Source organism: Burkholderia sp. AU33803, assembly GCF_002223095.1.
Lineage (GTDB): Bacteria > Pseudomonadota > Gammaproteobacteria > Burkholderiales > Burkholderiaceae > Burkholderia.
Genome location: NZ_NKFJ01000005.1, coordinates 687,802 through 709,479, shown reverse-complemented (window position 1 = coordinate 709,479; position 21,678 = coordinate 687,802). Strand labels below are relative to the sequence as shown.

15 protein-coding genes are annotated in these 21,678 nt (G+C 68.5%); 10 read left to right on the top strand and 5 right to left on the bottom strand.

Features of this window, described 5'->3' with window-relative positions:
- Positions 1-129 precede the first annotated feature (129 nt).
- The 10 genes from CFB41_RS15075 (at position 130) to nagE (ending at position 15,229) form a co-directional block, all read left to right on the top strand.
- Positions 130-1,026: an ABC transporter permease gene (locus CFB41_RS15075; protein ID WP_089441067.1), complete on the top strand. Its 897-nt coding sequence runs from the start codon at positions 130-132 to the stop codon at positions 1,024-1,026.
- Position 1,027: 1 nt separating this feature from the next.
- Entirely contained in the window at positions 1,028-1,822 is a 795-nt protein-coding gene (locus tag CFB41_RS15070) for an ABC transporter ATP-binding protein (protein ID WP_011353261.1), read from the top strand.
- A 306-nt stretch (positions 1,823-2,128) separates the two neighbouring features.
- Complete coding sequence (gene imuA / locus CFB41_RS15065) at positions 2,129-2,836, top strand: translesion DNA synthesis-associated protein ImuA (RefSeq protein ID WP_089441066.1); 708 nt, start codon at positions 2,129-2,131, stop codon at positions 2,834-2,836.
- Positions 2,769-4,265, top strand: a complete 1,497-nt coding sequence (locus CFB41_RS15060; RefSeq protein WP_089456970.1) for a DNA polymerase Y family protein — start codon at positions 2,769-2,771, stop codon at positions 4,263-4,265. The genes imuA and CFB41_RS15060 overlap by 68 nt, the downstream gene beginning before the upstream one ends.
- Before the next feature lie 6 nt (positions 4,266-4,271).
- Complete coding sequence (locus CFB41_RS15055) at positions 4,272-7,490, top strand: error-prone DNA polymerase (RefSeq protein WP_089456969.1); 3,219 nt, start codon at positions 4,272-4,274, stop codon at positions 7,488-7,490.
- Between the two features lie 332 nt (positions 7,491-7,822).
- On the top strand, positions 7,823-8,557 hold the full coding sequence (locus tag CFB41_RS15050) for a GntR family transcriptional regulator (protein ID WP_043187255.1): 735 nt from the start codon (positions 7,823-7,825) through the stop codon (positions 8,555-8,557).
- A 98-nt stretch (positions 8,558-8,655) separates the two neighbouring features.
- Positions 8,656-9,759 (top strand): N-acetylglucosamine-6-phosphate deacetylase, encoded by a 1,104-nt coding sequence (gene nagA, locus CFB41_RS15045; protein WP_089426373.1) that lies wholly within the window; start codon positions 8,656-8,658, stop codon positions 9,757-9,759.
- Positions 9,752-10,759, top strand: coding sequence for an SIS domain-containing protein (locus CFB41_RS15040; RefSeq protein WP_179250069.1), 1,008 nt, complete (start codon positions 9,752-9,754; stop codon positions 10,757-10,759). The genes nagA and CFB41_RS15040 overlap by 8 nt, the downstream gene beginning before the upstream one ends.
- Before the next feature lie 15 nt (positions 10,760-10,774).
- Complete coding sequence (gene ptsP / locus CFB41_RS15035; RefSeq protein ID WP_089456968.1) at positions 10,775-13,372, top strand: phosphoenolpyruvate--protein phosphotransferase; 2,598 nt, start codon at positions 10,775-10,777, stop codon at positions 13,370-13,372.
- A gap of 87 nt (positions 13,373-13,459) precedes the next feature.
- Entirely contained in the window at positions 13,460-15,229 is a 1,770-nt protein-coding gene (gene nagE, locus CFB41_RS15030; RefSeq protein WP_089456967.1) for an N-acetylglucosamine-specific PTS transporter subunit IIBC, read from the top strand.
- A 165-nt stretch (positions 15,230-15,394) separates the two neighbouring features.
- On the opposite strand, the gene CFB41_RS15025 is transcribed toward nagE, so the two are convergent.
- The 5 genes from CFB41_RS15025 to cydP form a co-directional block, all read right to left on the bottom strand.
- A complete protein-coding gene (locus tag CFB41_RS15025) occupies positions 15,395-17,878 on the bottom strand; it encodes a family 20 glycosylhydrolase (RefSeq protein ID WP_089456966.1) in 2,484 nt (827 codons plus the stop codon).
- Between the two features lie 584 nt (positions 17,879-18,462).
- Positions 18,463-18,579 (bottom strand): cytochrome bd-I oxidase subunit CydX, encoded by a 117-nt coding sequence (gene cydX / locus CFB41_RS15015; protein WP_011353251.1) that lies wholly within the window; start codon positions 18,577-18,579, stop codon positions 18,463-18,465.
- 62 nt (positions 18,580-18,641) lie between these two features.
- Complete coding sequence (cydB, locus tag CFB41_RS15010; RefSeq protein ID WP_089456965.1) at positions 18,642-19,778, bottom strand: cytochrome d ubiquinol oxidase subunit II; 1,137 nt, start codon at positions 19,776-19,778, stop codon at positions 18,642-18,644.
- A gap of 31 nt (positions 19,779-19,809) precedes the next feature.
- Entirely contained in the window at positions 19,810-21,390 is a 1,581-nt protein-coding gene (locus CFB41_RS15005) for a cytochrome ubiquinol oxidase subunit I (RefSeq protein ID WP_089456964.1), read from the bottom strand.
- Positions 21,380-21,664: a cytochrome oxidase putative small subunit CydP gene (gene cydP / locus CFB41_RS15000; RefSeq protein WP_179243673.1), complete on the bottom strand. Its 285-nt coding sequence runs from the start codon at positions 21,662-21,664 to the stop codon at positions 21,380-21,382. Before cydP ends, CFB41_RS15005 begins: the two co-directional genes overlap by 11 nt.
- Between the last annotated feature and the right edge of the window lie 14 nt (positions 21,665-21,678).

Genomic DNA, 21,678 nt, shown 5'->3' with positions numbered 1-21,678 from the left:
GACCGCCGCGCTTGCGGGCCCGATCCGGGCCTGAACGACACCGCCGGACGGGCGGCTCCCACCCGGGGCCGCCCGTTCGCTTCGCCCGGCCGTACACGTCCGGCCGGGAAGCAACAGGATTTCCCCATCATGTCTCTGTTCTCGTTTCTGGGCGCGCTGGAGATCGGCCTGATCTTCAGCCTCGTCGCCCTCGGGGTGCTGATCTCGTTTCGCATCCTCAACTTCCCCGACCTCACCGTCGACGGCAGCTTTCCGCTCGGCGGCGCCGTTGCCGCGACGCTGATCTCGGCCGGCTACGACCCGTTCAGCGCGACCTGCATCGCGATCGTCGCGGGCGCGGTGGCCGGCTTCGTCACCGGCTGGCTCAACGTGCGCCTGAAGATCATGGATCTGCTCGCCAGTATCCTGATGATGATCGCGCTCTATTCGGTGAACCTGCGGATCATGGGCCGGCCGAACGTGCCGCTCATCACCGAGCCGACCATTTTCACCGTGCTGCAGCCGGACTGGATGCCCGACTACGTGCTGCGCCCGGCGCTGCTTGCGATCGTCGTCGTGGTCGCGAAGCTCGGCCTCGACTGGTTCTTCTCGTCGCAGCTCGGCCTCGCGATGCGCGCGACCGGCGCGAACCCGCGGATGGCGCGTGCGCAAGGCATCGCGACCGGTCGCGCGACGCTCGCCGGGATGGCGCTGTCGAACGCGCTCGTCGCGCTTGCCGGCGCGCTGTTCGCGCAGACGCAGGGCGGCGCGGATATCTCGATGGGGATCGGCACGATCGTGATCGGGCTGGCCGCGGTGATCATCGGCGAGACGCTGCTGCCGGCGCGCCGGCTCGTGCTGACGACGCTCGCCGTCGTGCTCGGCGCGATCGTCTACCGCTTCTTCATCGCACTTGCGCTCAACAGCGAATTCATCGGGCTGAAGGCGCAGGATCTGAACCTCGTGACGGCCGCGCTCGTCACGATCGCGCTGGTGCTGCCGGCGACGCGCAAGAAGCTGTTCGCGCGCAAGAACGGAGGCGCCTGACATGCTGTCCGCACAAGACCTGAAACTCACGTTCAATCCCGGCACGCCGATCGAGACGCGCGCGCTGCGCGGGCTGTCGCTCGAGATTCCCGACGGCCAGTTCGTCGCGGTGATCGGCTCGAACGGCGCCGGCAAGTCGACCTTCCTCAATGCGGTCAGCGGCGACCAGGCCGTCGATGCGGGACGCATCTCGATCGACGGCACCGATGTGACGCGCAAGGCCGCGTGGGATCGTGCGCACCTCGTCGCGCGCGTGTTCCAGGATCCGATGGCCGGTACCTGCGAGGCGCTGACGATCGAGGAGAACATGGCGCTCGCGATGGCGCGCGGTGCGCGGCGCGGCTTCCGGGCCGCGCTCGACCGGCCGTCGCGCGAGCTGTTCCGCGACAAGCTGCGGCTGCTGAACCTGGGCCTCGAGAACCGGCTGACCGACCGGATCGGGCTGCTGTCGGGCGGCCAGCGGCAGGCGGTGAGCCTGTTGATGGCGTCGCTGCGGCCGTCGCGGATCCTGCTGCTCGACGAGCACACGGCCGCGCTCGACCCGAAGACGGCCGCGTTCGTGCTGGAGCTGACCGCGCGCATCGTCGCCGAGAGCAAGCTGACGACGATGATGGTCACGCACAGCATGCGGCAGGCGCTCGACTACGGCGACCGCACGGTGATGCTGCACCAGGGGCAGGTCGTGCTCGACGTGTCGGGCGACGCGCGCAAGGGGCTCGACGTGCCGGACCTGCTGCAGATGTTCGAGAAGGTGCGGCACGAGCAGCTCGACGACGACGCGTTGCTGCTCGGCTGACGGGCGGCTGATGGACCGGCACGGTGTGCGGGGTGTGCATCGTGCCGGTTGGTCGGCCGGGCCGGGCTCTGCTCGGTTCGGCCCTGCTGCGCGATTCGGTTCGCATGCGCCGCATCGGCGCCCGAGGGGTGTGGCGGGCGTCCGGGCGGTGCGAGCCGGTGATGCCGGGGGTGACCCGTCGTCATAGCGTGGGCCTGCCGGCTTTTCACCCGTCTTTCATCTGACGAAATACCGGTTTCGTACCAGTACTGTGCGGCGTGGACGCATTGCCATATACTGTATATCCATACAGTTGTGGGTGGCATCATGCTCGCATCCTCCATTTCTCCCGAATCCCTTCATCCATCGCTGTGGCGCGGCTCGCAGCTCGCGCGCGGCGGCCCGCGCACGATCGAGACCGGCTTCGCGCCGCTGTCGGCCGAATTGCCGGGCGGTGGCTGGCCGGTCGGCGGGCTCGTCGAACTGCTGGCCGCGCAGCCGGGCTGCGGCGAGATGCGGCTGCTCGCGCCTGCGCTCGCGCGCACCGTCAGCGCCCGGCGCCCGCTCGCGCTCGTCGCGCCGCCGCAGTCGCCGCATGCGACCGCGCTCGCCAGTCTCGGCGTGCCGGCCGACGCGCTGCTGTGGCTGCGCGCCAGCAGCCGCACGGATGCGTTGTGGGCCGCCGAGCAGGCACTCAAGACCGGTTGTTGCGGCGCGCTGCTGCTGTGGCAGGACGCGCGGCCCGATGCGCTGCGGCGCCTGCATCTCGCGGCCGCGCGCACGGGCGACACGCTGTTCGTGATGCTGCGTCCGCTGTCGGCCGAGCGGCAACCGTCGCCGGCCGTGCTGCGCGTCGCGCTGTACCCGGTGCCGGGCGGCGTGTCGCTCGACATCGTCAAGCGGCGCGGCCCCGCCCGCAGCGAGCCGCTCGTGCTCGACCTGCCGTCGCCCATCGTGGAGAGCCGCTATGCGCGTCTTGCTCGGCATCCATCTGCCGCGCCTGCCGCTCGACGTGTGCGTCGCGCTTCCGTCTGACGGCGAGGCGGGCGAGGCCGGCGGTGCAGGCTGTGCGGTGCTCGAGCAGGGTGTCGTGCTGATCGCCGACGCTGCCGCGCGCCGGCAGGGCGTGCGCGCGGGCATGAAGCGCGGCGGCGTGCTCACGCTCGCGCCGCACACGCAGCTCGTCGAACGCGATCCCGCGCGCGAGGCCGATGCGCTGCGCGCGGTCGCGCTCGCGTTGCTGCGCTTCTCGCCGTGCGTCGCGCTCGGCGACGAAGCCACGCTGCTCGTCGACGTCGGCCCGAGCCTGCGCCTGTTCGGCGGGCTGCCGTCGCTGTGCCGCCAGGTGCGCGCGACGCTCGCGGCGCTCGGCTATGCGGCGCGCCTGTCCGCCGCGCCGACCGGGGGCGGCGCGTGGCTGCTCGCGCGTGTGTCGGCCCGTGCACGCATCCGGCGCCGCGTCGCGAGCCCGGCCTCGCTTGTCCGTGTGCTCGACCGGCTGCCCTGTGTGCTATTGCCCGATGCGCGTCCGTATGCAGGCTGGTTCGACGGCCTCGGTTGCCGCACGCTCGCCGATCTGCGCGGCCTGCCGCGCGCGGGGCTGCAACGCCGTTGCGGTCCCGCGTTGCTGGCCGCGCTCGATCGTGCGTATGGCGACGCGGTCGAGCCGCTTGCGTGGATGGCGGTGCCGCCCGTGTTCGACGTGCGGCTCGAATTGCAGGAGCGGGTCGAATACGCGGAAGCCGTGTTGTTCGTGGCGCGGCGGCTCGTCGTGCAGCTGTGTGGCTGGCTGGCCGCGCGGCACCTGTCGCTGGCCGCGATGACGTTCGATCTCGAGCACGAGCGCGGCCGCCAGGCCGTGCCGCCGACGCCGCTCGAACTCGCGTTCGCGTCGCCTGTACGCGACGAGGCGCACTTCATGCGGCTGCTCGGCGAGCGGCTCGCGCGCGTCGAGTTGCCGGCCGCGGTGATTGCGGTGCGGCTGAAGGCCACGCGCGTCGAATCGGTCGCGCCGCCGGCCGACGATCTTTTCCCCGAGCCGGGCGGCACGCGCGAGACGCGTGCGCGGCTGTTCGAGCTGCTGGTCGCGCGGCTCGGCGCGGACAACGTGCTGCGCGCAGCGCCCGTCGCCGATCACCGGCCCGAGGCCGCGAACCGCTGGCTGCCGCTCGATGCGCAGGCCGGCAAGCCGGCTCCCGGGCCGCCCGCCGTGCCGCCGAGGCCTGCGTGGTTGCTGGCGGAGCCGCTGCCGCTGTTGATGCGCGGGGAGCGGCCGGTATTTCATACGCCGCTGAGGATGATGTCGTCGGTGGAGCGGATCGAGGCCGGGTGGTTCGACGGTCAGCTCGCTGCGCGCGATTACTGCGTCGCGCAGGACGAGGCCGGGGCGTGCTACTGGGTGTTCAAGGAGCGGGCGGGGAGCGAGGCCGAGCCGCGCTGGTTCCTGCACGGCCTGTTCGGGTGAGCGGTCATGGTTGCGGAATTCAGCTGGCTGCCCGATTACGCGGAGTTGTTCTGCCGTTCGAACTTTTCGTTCCTGCATGGCGCGTCGCATGCGGAGGAACTGGTCGAGCGCGCGTCCGAGCTCGGCTATCGCGGGATCGCGATCACCGACGAATGCTCGCTTGCAGGCGCGCCGCGCATGCACGTCGCGGCGAAGGCGAAGGGGCTGCCGCTCGTCATCGGGTCGTATTTCGATGTCACGCCGGATGAAGTCGCGCCCGGCCACGATCCGGGCCCCGGCGCGTTCGGGCTCGTGTTGCTGGCGCAGAACCGCGAGGGCTACGGCAACCTGTCCGAGCTGATTTCGTGGCGGAGGATGGCGTCGCCGAAGGGGACTTACAAGCTGACGTCGCGGATGCTGTCGGCGCCGCCTGCGGAGTTTGCGCATTTGCGCGGCATGCCTGACTGCTTCGCGATCCTCGTGCCGACGTATCCGGTACGTGCCGATGTGCTCGATGCGCAGGTCGCGTGGTTTCGCGCGACGTTCGGCGAGCGGGCGCGGCTCGGGCTCGTGCAACTGCAGCGCGCGCTGGACGGTGCGCAGCGCGAGGAGATTCGTGCGGCCGGCGAGCGGCGTGGCGTGCGTGTCGTCGCGCTGGGCGACGTGACGATGCACCGGCGCTCGTGCAAGGAACTGCAGGACGTGATGACGGCGATTCGCGTCGGCATGCCGGTTTCCGAGTGCGGGTATGCGCTTGCGCCGAATGCGGAACAGCATTTGCGCGGGCGGAACCGGATCGGGAATCTGTTCTCGCCGGAGGAGATTGCGCAGACGTGCGCGATTCTCGATGCGTGTCACTTCGAACTCGACACGCTGCGCTACGAGTATCCCGACGAGATCGTGCCCGAAGGTCATACGCCAACGAGTTATCTGGCACAGGAAACCAGGGCGGGCGCGCGTCGTCGCTATTCCGGAGATGTGCCAGAGCATGTCTGGGAACGAATCGACTATGAATTGACGTTGATCGCAAAGCTCAGCTATGAGCCGTTCTTCCTGACTGTCTATGACATCGTCAAGTACGCACGTAGTCAGAACATCCTGTGTCAAGGGCGAGGTTCGGCGGCTAATTCGGTGGTTTGCTATTGCCTTGGCATTACCGAAGTCAATCCCGATCAGAGCACGATGCTGTTCGAGCGTTTCATCAGCGAGAAACGGGGTGAGCCGCCCGATATCGACGTCGACTTCGAGCATCAGCGTCGGGAAGAGGTGATTCAACACATCTACAAAAAATACGGAAAGAATCGTGCCGCACTCGCGGCGGCCGTATCGACTTACCGTCCGCGCGGCGTGCTGCGCGAAACCGGCAAGGCACTTGGCGTCGATCCGATGCTGGTCGATCGTGTCGCGAAGGGGCATCGCTGGTTCGATGGTAGCCGCGACCTGCTGCAGCAATTCTCGACGATCGGGCTCGATCCCGAGACGCCGCTCATCCAGTCATGGGCCAAACTTGCCGCGCGGCTCCTCAATTTTCCGCGTCATCTGTCACAGCACTCGGGCGGTTTCGTGATCAGCCGCGGCAAGCTTACGCGGCTCGTACCGGTCGAGAACGCCGCGATGGATGGGCGACGCGTGATCCAGTGGGACAAGGATGATCTCGAATCGCTCAGGCTGATGAAGGTCGACGTGCTCGCGCTCGGCATGCTGTCCGCCCTGCATCGCGCATTCGACCTGCGCACTGCGTGGCGCGGGCCACCGCTGCCTGATGGGAAGCCATTCACACTGGAGCATATTCCTCAGGATGACAAAAAGACCTACGACATGATCTGTCGCGCCGATACGGTCGGCGTGTTCCAGATCGAATCGCGCGCGCAAATGTCGATGCTGCCGCGACTGCGGCCACGCAACTACTACGATCTCGTGATCCAGGTGTCCATCGTGCGGCCCGGCCCGATTCAGGGCGGCGCGGTGCATCCGTATCTGAAGCGGCGCAGGATCATGGCGGGCGAAGAGGAGGGCGAGGTGACTTACCCGAGCGACGCGCTCAAGGAAGTGCTCAAGCGTACGCTTGGCGTGCCGATCTTCCAGGAACAGGTGATGCAGATTGCGATCGTCGCGGCCGGTTTCACGCCCGGCGAAGCGGACGATCTGCGCCGCGCAATGGCTGCATGGAAGCGCAAGGGCAATCTCGAGAAGTACCACGACAAGATCGTCCACGGCATGCTCGAACGAGGCTACACACGTGAATTCGCCGAACAGATCTTCGAACAGATCAAAGGCTTTGGTGAATACGGCTTTCCCGAAAGCCACGCAGCCAGCTTCGCGAAACTCGCGTACGCCAGCAGCTGGCTCAAATGCCACGAACCGGCGATCTTCCTCGCCGCGCTGCTGAACAGCCAGCCGATGGGTTTCTACCCGCCGTCGCAACTCGTGCAGGACGCGAAGCGGCACGGCGTGCGGGTGCTGCCGATCGACGTGACGCAAAGCAACTGGGAAGCATCGCTGGAAGCGCTGCCCGACCAGCCGCCGCCGCACGGTCAGCCGGCCGTGCGGCTCGGCCTGTCGCTCGTGCGCGGGCTCGGCGAAGCCGCCGCACGCCGCATCGAAGCCGCGCGCACGGCCGGCCGGTTCGACAACGTCGACACCCTCGCACGCCGCGCGCAGCTCGAACGCCGCGATCTCGAAGCGCTCGCCGCCGCGAACGCGCTTGCGACGCTCGCCGGCCATCGCCGCGATGCGCTCTGGCAAGCGGTTGCAGCCGCCCCCGAACGCGACCTGCTCGCGACCGCGCCGATCGACGAAGCGGAGAAGCCCGCGCTCGGCGCGCCGTCGGAAGCCGACGACATCCTCGCCGACTATCACACCACCGGCCTCACGCTGAACCGCCACCCCGTCGCGCTGCTGCGGCCCGAACTGCGCGCGCGGCGGCTGTCGTCCGCGGCCGAATTGCACGACCGCCCCGACGGCCGGCTCGCGCGTGCGTGCGGGCTCGTGACCGCGCGGCAGATGCCGGGCACCGCGAAAGGCGTGATGTTCATGACGCTCGAGGACGAAACGGGCTGCGTGAACCTGATCGTCCGGCCCGAGCTGCTCGCGCGGCAGCGCCGCGAAACCCTCGATTCGCGGCTGCTTGCCGCATCCGGCGTGTGGCAGGTCGCGAGCGACGTGAGGCACCTCGTCGTGCAGCATTTCGAGGATCTGACGCCGCTGCTCGGCGGCCTGCGCACGTCGAGCCGCGAATTCCACTGATTCCACTGACGCAACCGGCGCGCCGCCGAACGCGCGTTGCCTCGCCACCCGTGCATACCAGTTGGCCAAACTGGTTCTATCCAGGTCTCATATTAGCGCCCCAAACCAGGCCGAACCACATACTGGAACTGTCCCCTTGCATACCAATCCGGGTAAATCCCTACCTCGTACTTCGTTGTAAACAAAGGGTTTGTGGGAACTAAAACGCTTGCCGGACAAGGCTTCCGGCGATTTCGGCGCCACTAATACCAGTTCGTTGACTGGTATTATTGTGGTTATATAATGCCCTCACTTTCGACGGCCTGCGGTCGTCGTCCGACACCCGGAGGCACATGGAAACCGGCTGGTCCGAACTGGCGCCCGATCCCCTCAGCGACACGCCGCTCTATCTGCAGCTCGCCCGCAACCTGGCGAGCGCGATCCACGCCGGCGCGTGGCGGGCCGGCGAGGCGCTGCCGTCGGAACGGCTGCTGTCGGTGTCGGTCGGCGTGTCGCGGATCACGGCCCGTCGCGCCCTCGCGTTGCTGGTCGAACAGGGGCTGATCAAGCGGGCGCGCGGCGCGGGCAGCTTCATCACGCCGCGCGTCGCCGATCCGCTGTCGCGTCTCGTCGGCTTCACCGCGAAGATGCAGCAGCGCGGCTTCGTGCCCGATTCGGTGTGGCTGTCGCGCACGCTGCGTGCCGCAAACCGCGACGAGATCACGCGGCTCGGCCTCGCGCCCGGCGCGACGGTGGCGCGGCTCGAACGGCTGCGCCGCGCGGACGGCATCGTGATGGCCGTCGAGCACTCGACGCTGCCGGCCGCGGTGGTGCCCGATCCGCAGGTGCTCGGCGCGTCGCTGTACGAATACCTCGAAGCGCGCGGCATGACCGTCGTGCGCGCGCTGCAGCACTTTCGCGCGGCGAACGCGACGCACGCGATCGCGAAATGGATGGCGGTGAAGCCGGGCTCGGCCCTGCTGGTGATCACGCGGATCGGCTACGGCGCCGACCAGCGCGCGATCGAAGTGAGTGAAACGTATTGCCGCGACGATTACTACGACTTCGTCGCCGAACTGAAACGCTGACGCGCGAGACTGCCCGCGCGCGACACGCGTGAAGCAACGACACGGATTGGCAAATCACGACGCGGATGCCCGCGTCACCAGATCATCAAGAGAACGTCATGCTGACTGGAAACATCCTTACCCCCGACGGCTGGATTCACGGTTCGCTCGATAGCGAGAATGGCCGCATCACGACCCTCGACGGCACGCCCGTCGATCCCGCGAAGAACGACGCGCCTTACATCCTGCCCGGCTTCATCGACCTGCACGTGCATGGCGGCGGCGGCGCCGACGTGATGGAAGGCGGCGACGCGATCGAGACGATCGCCCGCACGCACGCGCAATTCGGCACGACGAGCCTGCTCGCGACGACGATGACCGCGCCGCGCGACGAACTGATGCAGGTCGTCGCGAACCTCGGCACCGTCGCGCGCACCCGCACGCCGGGCGGCGCGCGCGTGCTCGGCGTGCACCTCGAAGGCCCGTACATCAACCCCGGCAAGCTCGGCGCGCAACCCGACGCGGCCGTGTCGGCCGTGCTCGACGAAGTGCTGAAGTACCTGTCGATCGCGCCGATCCGCGTCGTCACGCTCGCGCCGGAAATCGCCGGCCACATCGAGATCATCGGCGAGATGGCCGCGCGCGGCGTGCGCGTGCAGCTCGGCCATTCGCTCGCGACCTACGACGACGCGGTGGCCGCGCTCAAGCACGGCGCGTGCGGTTTCACGCACCTGTTCAACGCGATGTCGCCGCTGCATCACCGCAACCCGGGCCTGGTGGGGGCGGCGCTTGCCCACGCCGAATACGCGGAAATCATCCCCGACCTGCTGCACGTCCACCCGGGCGCGATTCGTGCTGCGCTGCGCGCGATCCCGCGCCTGTACGTCGTGACCGACAGCACGTCCGCAACCGGCATGCCCGACGGCGAATACCGACTCGGCAGCCAGCACGTGACGAAGTGCCTCGGCGGCGTGCGCCTCGCCGACGGCACGCTCGCCGGCAGCACGCTGACGATGGACCAGGCGCTGCGCAACCTCGTGTCGCTCGGCCTGCCGATCGCCGACGTGTCGAACCGGATGTCGCGCTATGCGGCCGACTACCTCGGCGTCGCCGATCGCGGCCGCCTCGAGCGCGGCGCATGGGCCGACCTCGCGGTGTTCGACCGCGACCTGAACCTCACCGCGACCTACGTCGAAGGAGAATCGATTGTCGAATATGCTTAAGGAAGCGCGCGAGTCCGCCCAGGTCGTCGCCGCGCAGATCGCCGACACGACGCGCGTCGAAGCGCTCGCCGGCCAATTGCTCGATCACCCGCCGGCCGTCGCGCTGACGGTCGCACGCGGCAGCTCGGATCACGCCGCGAGCTATTTCGCGAGCCTGACGATGAGCCGCCTCGGCGTGCCGGTCGCGTCGCTGCCGATGTCGGTCGCGACGCTGCAGCAGGCGCCGCTGAAGGTGCAGGACCAGCTCGCGATCGCCTTCTCCCAGTCGGGCAAGAGCCCCGATCTCGTCAATACGATGGCCGCGCTGCGCGAAGCCGGCGCGCGCACCGTCGCGGCCGTGAACGTGCTGCCGTCGCCGCTCGCCGACGCGTGCGAGCACCAGCTGCCGCTGCTCGCCGGCCCCGAACTGTCGGTGGCCGCGACGAAGAGCTATATCGCGATGCTGTCGCTGTCCGCGCAGATCGTCGCGTACTGGCAGCGCGACGCCGCGCTGATGACCGCACTGCGCGGCCTGCCCGATGTGCTCGCGCAGGCCGGTCAGCTCGACTGGTCGCAGGCGGTGGCCGCGCTGGCGGGTGTCGAGCGGATGATCGTGATCGGCCGCGGCCTGGGCCTCGCGATCGCGCAGGAAGCCGCGCTGAAGCTGAAGGAGACGTCCGGCATCCAGGCCGAGGCGTTCTCGAGCGCCGAAGTCCGTCACGGCCCGATGGAGCTGATCGACCGCGACTATCCGCTGCTCGTGTTCGCTCCGCCGGGGCCTGAACAGGCCGGCCTGCTGCAGCTTGCCGCGGACATGCGCGCCCGCGGCGCCGCGGTGCTGCTCGCCGCGCCCGCCGGCATACCCGGCGCGACGCTGCCGCTCGCGCAGTCCGCCCATTCGGCGCTCGACCCGATCGCCGCCATTCTTTCGTTCTACGTGATGGCGGCGGATCTCGCCGTTGCGCGCGGCCGCAATCCCGACACGCCGCGCCACCTGAACAAAGTCACCGAAACGCACTGATAGCCGAGACCGCCGATGAGACGCGCCGAGGAGTCCCAGTTGAAGAGCCCCACCCACGATCAGATCGTCCTGCTTAGCCCCCTGACGGGGCCGATCGTCGCGCTGGCCGACGTGCCCGATCCAGTGTTCTCCGGCGGGATGTTCGGCGACGGCATCGGTATCGACCCGCTCGCGGGCCAGCTCGTCGCACCGTGCGCGGGCGTCGTGTCGCATCTCGCGCGCACGGGCCACGCGGTGACGATCACGACGCCGCAAGGCGCGGAAGTGCTGCTGCACATCGGCATCGACACGGTCGAGCTGAACGGACAGGGTTTCATCGCGCACGTCGAGGCCGGCGCGCGTGTCGAGGCCGGCACGCTGCTGATCGAGTTCGACCAGGACGCGGTGGCGCGCAGCGCGCATTCGCTCGTATCGGTGATCGCGATCGCCAACTCGGATGCGTTCGAGGTCGTCGATCGTGCCAGCGGCTTCGCGACCGCCGGCGAGACGCCGCTGCTCGTGCTGCGTGGCAAGGGCGAAGCGGCCGTGCAGGCGGCGCAAGCCGGCGCCGCCGCGCAGAACGAAGTGCGCCGTGAAATCGTGCTGGCGCAACCGGGCGGCCTGCATGCGCGGCCGGCCGCGCGGGCGCGTGAAGCCGTGCGCGGGTTCGACGCGACCGTGGACGTGCTGTTCGACGGCCGCAAGGCGTCGATCGCGAGCGTCGTCGGCCTGCTCGGCCTCGGCGCCGGCGAAGGCGCGACGGTCGAACTGGTCGGCCGTGGCGCGCATGCGCAGCAGGCTGTCGATGCGGTCGAGCACGAGCTGCTGCGCGAAGCGCACGGCGAAGTCGAGGAAAAGCCGGCGCGGCTGAAGTCGCCCGCGCCGCAGACGCTCACACGCAACGTCGGTGCTCCGCGCGACGGCGCACCGATCGACCCGAACACGCTCGCAGGCGTGTGCGCGGCGCCCGGCATCGCGGTCGGCACGCTGGTGCGCCTCGACGATGCGGAAATCGTGCCGCCCGAGCAGGCTGCCGGCACGCCGGCCACGGAAAGCCGCCAGCTCGACCAGGCGCTGAAGGCCGTCGACGCCGAACTCGACGAAACGGTGCGCAACGCGTCGGCGCGCGGCGCGGTCGGCGAAGCGGGCATCTTCGCGGTGCACCGCGTGCTGCTGGAAGACCCAACGCTGATCGACGCGGCGCGCGACCTGATCAGCCTCGGCAAGAGCGCGGGCTTCGCGTGGCGCGCGACGATCCGCACGCAGATCGACACGCTGTCGAAGCTCGACGATGCGCTGCTCGCCGAACGCGCGGCCGACCTGCGCGACATCGAGAAGCGCGTGCTGCGCGCGCTCGGTCATACGAATGGCGCTGCACGTGCGCTGCCCGACGAAGCGGTGCTCGCGGCCGAGGAGTTCACGCCGTCCGACCTGTCGTCGCTCGATCGCCAGCGCGTGACCGCGCTCGTGATGGCGCGCGGCGGCGCGACGTCGCACGCGGCGATCATCGCGCGGCAGCTCGGCATTCCGGCGCTGGTTGCGGTCGGCGATGCGCTGTACGCGATTCCGGACGGCACGCAGGTCGTCGTCGATGCAAGTGCGGGCCGGCTCGAACACGCACCGACCGCGCTCGACGTCGAACGCGCGCGGCACGAACGCCAGCGCCTGGACGGCGTGCGCGAGGCGAACCGGCAACTGGCAGGTGAAGCGGCCGCGACCGTCGATGGCCGCGCGATCGAGGTCGCCGCGAACATCGCGACGCTCGACGACGCGAACACCGCGGTCGACAACGGCGCCGACGCGGTCGGCCTGTTGCGTACCGAACTGATGTTCATCCATCGCCAGGCCGCGCCGACGGTCGTCGAGCACCAGCAGAGCTACCAGTCGATCGTCGACGCGCTGCAGGGCCGCACGGCGATCATCCGCACGCTCGACGTCGGCGCCGACAAGGAGGTCGACTACCTGACGCTGCCGCCCGAACCGAACCCGGCGCTCGGCCTGCGCGGCATCCGTCTCGCGCAGGTGCGCCCCGATCTGCTCGACGATCAGCTGCAGGGCCTGCTCGCGGTGAAGCCGTTCGGCGCGGTGCGCATCCTGCTGCCGATGGTGACCGACGCGGGCGAGCTCGTGCGCCTGAAAAAGCGCATCGACGAATTCGCGCGCGCCCAGGGCCGCACCGAGCCGATCGAGGTCGGCGTGATGATCGAGGTGCCGTCCGCCGCGCTGCTGGCCGACCAGCTCGCGCAGCACGCGGATTTCCTGTCGATCGGCACCAACGACCTGACGCAATACACGCTCGCGATGGACCGTTGCCAGGCCGACCTGGCCGCGCAATCCGACGGCCTGCATCCGGCGGTGCTGCGCCTGATCGACATCGCGGTGCGCGGCGCCGCGAAGCACGGCAAGTGGGTGGGCGTGTGCGGCGCACTCGGCGGCGATCCGCTGGCGGTGCCGATCCTGGTGGGCCTCGGCGTGACCGAACTGTCGGTCGACCCCGTATCGGTGCCGGGCATCAAGGCGCGGGTGCGCCGTCTCGATTACCAGTTGTGCCGTCAGCGCGCGCAGGATCTGCTCGCGCTCGATTCGGCACAGGCGGTAAGGGCAGCAAGCCGCGAGGTCTGGCCGCTCGACTGAGCGTCGACGGCAGGTTCGCGACCGGTTTCAAGACGAAAGCAATTAGGTCAACGACGATTAATGACGAGACAAGGATTGGAGGACTGAATGAACGGGAATCCGTTTCTGAAAATACAGGGCCTGGGCCGGGCGCTGATGCTGCCGATCGCGGTATTGCCGGTCGCCGGCATCCTGCTGCGACTCGGCCAGCCGGACGTGTTCAACATCAAGATGATCGCCGACGCCGGCGGTGCGATCTTCGACAACCTGCCGCTGCTGTTCGCGATCGGCGTGGCGGTCGGTTTCGCGAAGGACAACAACGGCGTGGCGGCGCTCGCGGGCGCGATCGGCTACCTGATCGAAACCGCGATCATGAAGGACATCGATCCCAAGCTGAACATGGGCGTGCTGTCCGGGATCATCGCGGGTGTGGTCGCGGGCCTGCTGTACAACCGCTACAAGGACATCAAGCTGCCGGACTACCTCGCGTTCTTCGGCGGCAAACGGTTCGTGCCGATCATCACGGGGCTGGTGTGCGTGATACTCGGCATCGCGTTCGGGTACGTGTGGCAGCCGGTCCAGCATCTGATCGACGCGGCCGGCCAGTGGCTGACGACGGCGGGCGCGATCGGTGCGTTCGTGTTCGGCTTCCTGAACCGCCTGCTGCTCGTCACGGGCCTGCACCACATCATCAACTCGCTCGCATGGTTCGTGTTCGGCAACTTCACGCCGCCCGCCGGCGGCGAGATCGTGCACGGCGACCTGCACCGCTTCTTCGCGGGCGACCCGACCGCGGGCACCTTCATGGCCGGCTTCTTCCCGATCATGATGTTCGGCCTGCCGGCCGCGTGTCTGGCGATGCTGCACGAAGCGCCGAAGGAACGCCGCGCGATGGTCGGCGGCCTGCTGTTCTCGATGGCGCTCACGTCGTTCCTGACCGGTGTGACCGAGCCGATCGAATTCAGCTTCATGTTCCTCGCACCGGTGCTGTACGTGATCCACGCGGTGCTGACGGGCCTGTCGCTCGCGATCTGCCAGATCCTCGGCGTGAAGCTCGGCTTCACGTTCTCGGCCGGCGCGATCGACTACGTGCTGAACTACGGGCTGTCGACGAAGGGCTGGATCGCGATCCCGCTCGGCATCGCGTACGGCGCCGCGTACTACGGGCTGTTCCGCTTCTTCATCCGCAAGTTCAACATGGCCACGCCGGGCCGTGAGCCGGCATCGGCCGACGCGGCCGCGCAGTCGTATGCATCGGGTGGCTTCGTCGCGCCGGCTGCAGGTGCCGCTGCGGTTGCCGCCGCACCGCGTGCGCAACGCTACATCGCCGCGCTCGGCGGGGCAGGCAACCTGTCGGTCGTCGACGCGTGCACGACGCGCCTGCGTCTGACCGTCGTCGATCCGGAGAAGGTCTCGGAGCCGGAACTGAAGTCGATCGGCGCGCGCGGCGTGCTCAAGCGCGGCGGCAACAGCGTGCAGGTGATCATCGGGCCGGAGGCCGACATCATTGCCGACGAGATGCGTGCGGCCATCGGCAGCGGCGCGGCAGGAGCGGCACCGACGGCGACGGCCGCCGCCGCACAGCCCGTCACGGGCGCGGCCGCCGGCCCGCTCGATCCGGAGCCGACGCGCTGGCTCGCGGTGTTCGGCGGTGCGACCAACGTCGTGTCGCTCGACGCGGTCGCGACCACGCGCCTGCGGGTGGTCGTGCGCGATCCGTCGGCGGTCGATCGCGAGCGTCTCGGTGCGCTCGACGTCGCGTGGGTGTCGCTCGACACGTTCCACATCGTCTGCGGCAACGCGGCGGCGCGCTATGCCGAACAGCTCGGCGCGCGCCTGCCGCCGTCGGGCAGCGGGGCGGCCGCACAACCGGCCTGATGCTGATGCGATGAAACCGATCCGATCCGCGCTGCGGGTTCGGGCCGGTCGGTAAAACGAAAACGGCTTGCGATGCGTCGCAAGCCGTTTTTCTTTGGTGCGGGCGATGGCGCGATGTGTTCGCCTGCGTCGCGCCGTCGCTCAGCCCTGCAACCGCTCAGCCGTTCACGGATTCGTCAGCGTGAAGGTCGGCTTCCGGTAACCGACGCCGGCGCGGTCGAGCTTCGGCAATTCGCGTTGCGTGAGCAGCGTCGCGAAGCCGGCCCAGTCGCGCTGCAGCGCGGCCGTGTCGACGTGATGCGTGTCGCCGCGCCTGAAGCGCACGCCGGCCGCGTACGGCAGTTCCCAGTCGGCCCGGTGCCATGCGCGTTCGGCCAGTGCGAGCAGCCGCGGATAGGCCATGTATTCGAGGAAGGTGTCGTTGCGCATCACCTCACCCCACGCCTGCCCCTGCATGCCTTCGATGCGCGGCGCGGGGCCCGTGCCCGTCACCTCGAACGTGTTGCCGTCACGGTCGCCCATCACTTCGGCGTTCTGCGGCAGGTTCTCCGGCGCGAGCGAGAACACCTTGTACTCGTCCGTCGCATGCGAGCCCCAGTAGTAGCCCCGCTCGCGCGGGTTCAGCGTGTACGGGAAGTCGAAGTACAGGTAGTCGGGCAGCGCGAGCACCGTCAGGTAGCCCTTGCCGCTCAGGTCGCGCGCGCTGTCCGAGGCGCCCCAGAAGATCGTGTCCCACAGCGACACCATCACGTGGCGCGTGCTGAAGTCCTGCGGGCCGTTCGCATGCTTGATGCCGTCCTGCCACGCGGCCATCGTGTCGATCCCGTTCGCGCTGACCGCCGCGCTCACCTGTTGCGCGAAACGTGTCGGCAACTCGTCGATCGACTTGATCTCGCCGCGCTGGAGCAGTGCCGTGCATGCGGGCGAACGCGCCCACGGCTTGTCCTGCGCGGCGAGGTCGATGCGCCCCTTGTTCGGATCGGTGCCGTTCAGCGGCTGGAAGCCCCCGCCGAGGAAGATGTTCTTCGCCTCGTCGCCGCCGTAGTGCCAGGTGTGCAGCGGCGCCTGCGCGTCGGCATGCATCGCCGCGATCTCGCGGATCACCTTCGACGCGAAATTGAGCGCGCCCGGCACGCACGGGTTCAGGTCGCTGCGCCGGTCGTAGAACTGCACCGTCGTCAGGTTCGATGTGTCCTGCGGATCGATCAGCCGGTATGCGTTCGCTTCCTGCTCGCGACCGGCCGCATGCAGCCGCTTGTAGCGTGCCTCCATCGTCACGACGGCCGCCCGCGCATGCGCGGGCATGTCGATCTCGGGGATGATCTCGACGAAATGCGCGGCTGCGTAGCGCACCAGCGACACGTAGTCGTCGCGCGTCAGGTAGCCGCCGCCGGAGCGGTTGTCCGGGCCGGAGCCGAGTTGCGGCAGCAGGCAGCGCGTCTCGCTCGGGTCGTGGCAGCGGCGCCCCCCGATCTCGGTGAGTTCGGGCAGGCCGGGAATCTCGATGCGCCAGCCCTCGTCGTCGGACAGATGCAGGTGCAGGCGGTTGAGCTTGTACGCGCTCATCTGGTCGATCAGCCGGCGCAGCGTCGCCGGGTGCTTGAAGTTGCGTGCGAGATCGACGTGCATTCCGCGATGCGTGAAGCGCGGCGCATCCTCGACGAGCATTGCCGGAATCGGGCCGCCGCCGGCGGGCGCGAGCGAGTAGAGCGTCTGCACGCCGTAGTAGAGGCCGGCACGATCGTAGCCTTCGATCAGCACGCCGCGCGGCCCGATCGCGAGCCGGTAGCCGCCCGGCGTCGCGATGTCGGCCGGCAGCCGGCGCGGCGCGACGGCACCGCGCACCGGCACGCGTGCGCCGTCGAGACCGAGTGTCGTTGCGCGCTCGCGCAGTGCTGCGACTTGCGTGTCCGGCAGATCGGGCAGCGCGAGCTCGACGCCGCGCAGGTCGAGCGTGCCGGGCAGCGGCTGTTCGCGCTTCACGCTCGGCAGCGCGCGGCTCGCGTCGGGCCGCGCGGCCACGGGCGGCGCGTTGCCGGTCGAGTTGTTCTGCGCATCGGCCGGCAGCGATTCGACGTAGCGCAGTTCGTCGTCGGTGTCGTTGTAGCGAAGCACGGCGGGCGGTGCGCCGTCGACGACCACGTACGGGCGCGGGATCACGTCGCTGTAGCGCAGCAGCCAGTATTCGGCGACGAACGGCAGCTCGATGCGCTCGCCCGGTGCCAGCCGCACCGAGCCCGGTTGCGGCGTCAGTTCGTACAGGTCGCCGGTGAGCCGCCGCAGCGCGAAGCCGGGGCGGTCGATCCGCAGCAGGCGGCGGATGCTGTGCAGGTAGAGCTTCCAGCCGCCATCGGCGATCGCCTGGTGGCCGCGGTTCTGCAGGATCAGGCGGCCGGTCGCGCAGGCCGCGCCGTCGGCGCCGAGATCGGCGCACGGCACGCCGGCCGCGGCCGCGTGATTGTTGTCGACGGCGACGCGCAACGCGAGGCCGTTCGACAGCCGGGCCGCGAGCTCGGCCTGCGGCACGGGGGGACGGACGGCGCCGGCCGTCGCGACCGCCGCGCTCGACGCCGGCAGCGCGCCGAGCGCGACCGGCGACAGGGCCGCGATCAGCAGGCCGGCAAACAGGGTGGACAAGGTTCGGTTCATGCGGACTCCTGAGACAAAAGGGGGCGTAGCGGCGTCACGGGATGACGTCGCTGCGAACGGGTCTTTCAACGGAGCTGCGGGGACAACAGGGTGCGCGGGCGATGCGGCTGCCCCGCGCGCAGTCGGCACGCGGGGCGTGCGTTACGGAACGGGTGGCGGGCAGGCGTGCCGGTCGGATCGGCGCGGGCGGGTGCGCGTCTTCATCGGCGGCGCACGACAGCGGCTGCTGCTGATGGTGATGCCGTGACGACGTGCCCATCGGCAAAGGCGCGCGCGCGACCTGCACGGCCGATGACGGCAGCACTCGCCGACGATGCACGACCGGCCGCCCCGCGCCGACGACGAGACGGCGCGCCAGCGCGCGCCACATACGGGATTCGCATGTCTCCCCCACCCGGAAGGATTCGGCCTGTCAGCGGCCGTGTCCAAAGATCTTATGAAACCTTTTATTGGTATTCAAGTGGTATCAATCTGGCGCTAAATTGGCATCGCTCGGGCGGGCATGTCCAGCCGGCAGGACGAAAAAAAACCTCGCGCGAGGCGAGGTTCCTTCGGGACGGCGGCGGCGCGACCGGCCGCGCGCGTCAGTCGTGGCGAACGCGTGCTTCCTGCGTCTTCTGCCGCGCTTCGAGCCACATCGCATTGACGATGCCGAACGACAGCGCGACGCCGATACCGAGAATCCAGCTGAAATACCACATGATCCGACTCCTTGCGAAACGGTGGGCGAGGGCGCGTGCGCGCCCCGGCCCGGTTCAAAGCATCAATACATCGAATGCTTGTTCTCTTCGAGCACCTCGCGCGTGACCTTGCCGCGCATCACGCGATACACCCAGCCCGTGTAGAGCAGGACGATCGGCAGGAACACGATCACCGCGAACAGCATCACCTGCAGCGTCATGTGGCTCGACGTCGAATCCCACACGGTCAGGCTGCTGCGCGGGTCGAGCGACGACGGCATGATGAACGGGAACATCGAGAAGCCGGCGGTCAGGATCACGCCGGCGATCATCAGGCCGGTGCAGAAGAACACCGTCTTTTCCTGCTTCGAACCGGCGAGCAGCAGCGCGACCAGGCCACCCGCGATCGCGACGACGGGCGCCGCGATCATCCACGGGAATTCGCCGTAGTTCGCGAGCCACAGGCCCGAGCCGGCGGCGACGTCCTTGAGCAGCGGGTTCGCGACGGTGTCGGTCGGTGCGGCGTGCGTGATGTGGAAGCCGCCGATGGTCGACGCGACCAGCACGCCGGCCAGCACGAACAGCACGACCGCGAGGAACGACGCCACGCGCAGCGCGACCGACGCACGGCGCGCGATCACGCCGTCCGTCTTCATCTTGATGAAGGCCGCACCGTGCGCGACGAGCATCGTCAGGCTGACGAGCCCGCACAGCAGCGCGAACGGGTTCAGCAGCGCCCAGAAGCCGCCGTAGTAGGTCACGCGCAGGTCGCTGTCGAACTTGAACGGCACGCCTTGCAGCAGGTTGCCGAACGCGACGCCGAACACGAGCGCCGGCACGAAGCCGCCGGCGAACAGGCCCCAGTCCCAGCCTGCGCGCCAGCGCGGGTCGGGCCGCTTGCTGCGGTAGTCGAAGCCCACCGGCCGGAAGAACAACGCGAACAGCACGAGCAGCATCGCGAAGTAGAAGCCGGAGAACGACGCCGCGTAGACGAGCGGCCAGGCCGCGAACATCGCGCCGCCGGCCGTGATCAGCCACACCTGGTTGCCTTCCCACGTCGCGCCGACGGTGTTGACGATGATGCGGCGCTCCTCGTCGGTCTTGCCGAGGAACGGCAGCAGCGCGGTCGCGCCCATGTCGAAGCCGTCGGTGACGGCGAAGCCGATCAGCAGCACGCCGACGAGCAGCCACCAGATCAGCTTGAGAGTTGCATAGTCCATAGCGATTCCTTGTTCCGTTTCAGGTGCGTGCTCACGCCGGGGCGCGCTCGCTGGCGGCCGCGATTTCGTGGTGATAGCGGCCGGTATGCAGCGACGACGGGCCGAGGCGCGCGTACTTGAACATCAGCTTGATCTCGATGACGAACAGCGCGGTATAGAACAGGATGAAGCCCGCGAGACTCAGGTACAGGTCGCTCGGCTGCAGGCTCGACGCGGACAGGTGCGTCGGCAGCACGCCGGCGATCGTCCACGGCTGGCGGCCGAGCTCGGCGACGATCCAGCCGAATTCGATCGCGATCCACGGCAGCGGGATCGCCCACACCGCATAGCGGAGGAACCAGCGGCGGTTGTCCTGCAGCAGTTCGCGGCGCGCGCAGAACCAGAACGCGGCGACGAACGTCGCGACGAACAGGAAGCCGAGGGCCACCATGATCCGGAACGAGAAGAACACGGGCGCGACCGGCGGGATCGTCTTCTTCGCGGCGGCCTTGATCTGCTCGGGCGTCGCGTCGACCACGTTCGGCGTGAACTGCTTGAGCATCAGCCCGTAGCCGAGATACTGCTTGTGCTGGTCGAACAGCGCGCGGGTCGCGTCGCTCGTATCGCCCTGCTTGATCTTCTGCAGCGCACCGTACGCGACCATCCCGCTCTGGATGTGCTCCTCGCTGTGCTTCGCGAGCTCGCGCAGGCCGATCACCGGTTCGTCGATCGAGCGCGTCGCGATCAGGCCGAGCGCGTACGGGATCTTGATCGCATAGTCGGTGCGCTGTTCTTCCTGGTTCGGGATGCCGATCAGCGTGAACGATGCGGGTGCCGGCTGCGTTTCCCATTCGGATTCGATCGCGGCGAGCTTCATCTTCTGCACTTCGCCGGTCGTATAGCCCGATTCGTCGCCGAGCACGATCACGCAGAGCGTTGCCGCGAGGCCGAAGCCGGCCGCGACCGCGAACGAGCGCAGCGCGAAGTCGATGTCGCGTTTCTTCAGCAGGTACCACGACGACACGCCGAGCACGAACATCGCCGCCGACACATAGCCGGCCGACACCGTGTGCACGAACTTCACCTGCGCGACCGGGTTGAACAGCACGTCGAACAGGCTCGTCATCTCCATGCGCATCGTCTGGTAGTTGAACTCGGCGCCGACCGGGTTGTTCATCCAGCCGTTCGCGACCAGGATCCACAGCGCGGACAGGTTCGAGCCGAGCGCGACGAGGAACGTGACCATCAGGTGCTTGACCTTCGACAGGCGGTTCCAGCCGAAGAAGAACAGGCCGACGAACGTCGATTCGAGGAAGAACGCCATCAGGCCTTCTACCGCGAGCGGTACGCCGAAGATGTCGCCGACATAGTGCGAGTAGTACGACCAGTTCGTGCCGAACTGGAATTCGAGCGTGATGCCGGTCGTCACGCCCATCGCGAAGTTGATCCCGAACAGCTTGCCCCAGAACTGGGTCATGTCCTTGTAGACCTGTTTGCCGGTCATCACGTACACCGCTTCCATGATGACGAGCAGCCAGGACAGGCCGAGCGTCAGCGGCACGAACAGGAAGTGGTAGAGCGCCGTGATGCCGAACTGCAGACGTGACAGATCGACGACTTCACTACTTATCATGGTGGTCTCCCTCGGTAGATGCAGGCGCCGGTACCGAGAGCAGCTTCTCGGCGACAGCGGCAGGCGGCAACGACATGTGCTTGGCCTGCGGATGATTGAAGAATGCGTATTTGAGCGACATCAGGAGGATCAGCTTGACGATCAGCACCAGGGTGATGTCGCGGGCGAGGGTCGGTCCGCGAGCCCACGCGGCGATGCGCGCGCGCCAGCCGATCGTACCGGCCGGCCGCGCGGGAGGTGGCGCAGGCTCTTTATTGATCGAGATCAAGGTGATTATCCTGAATCGAT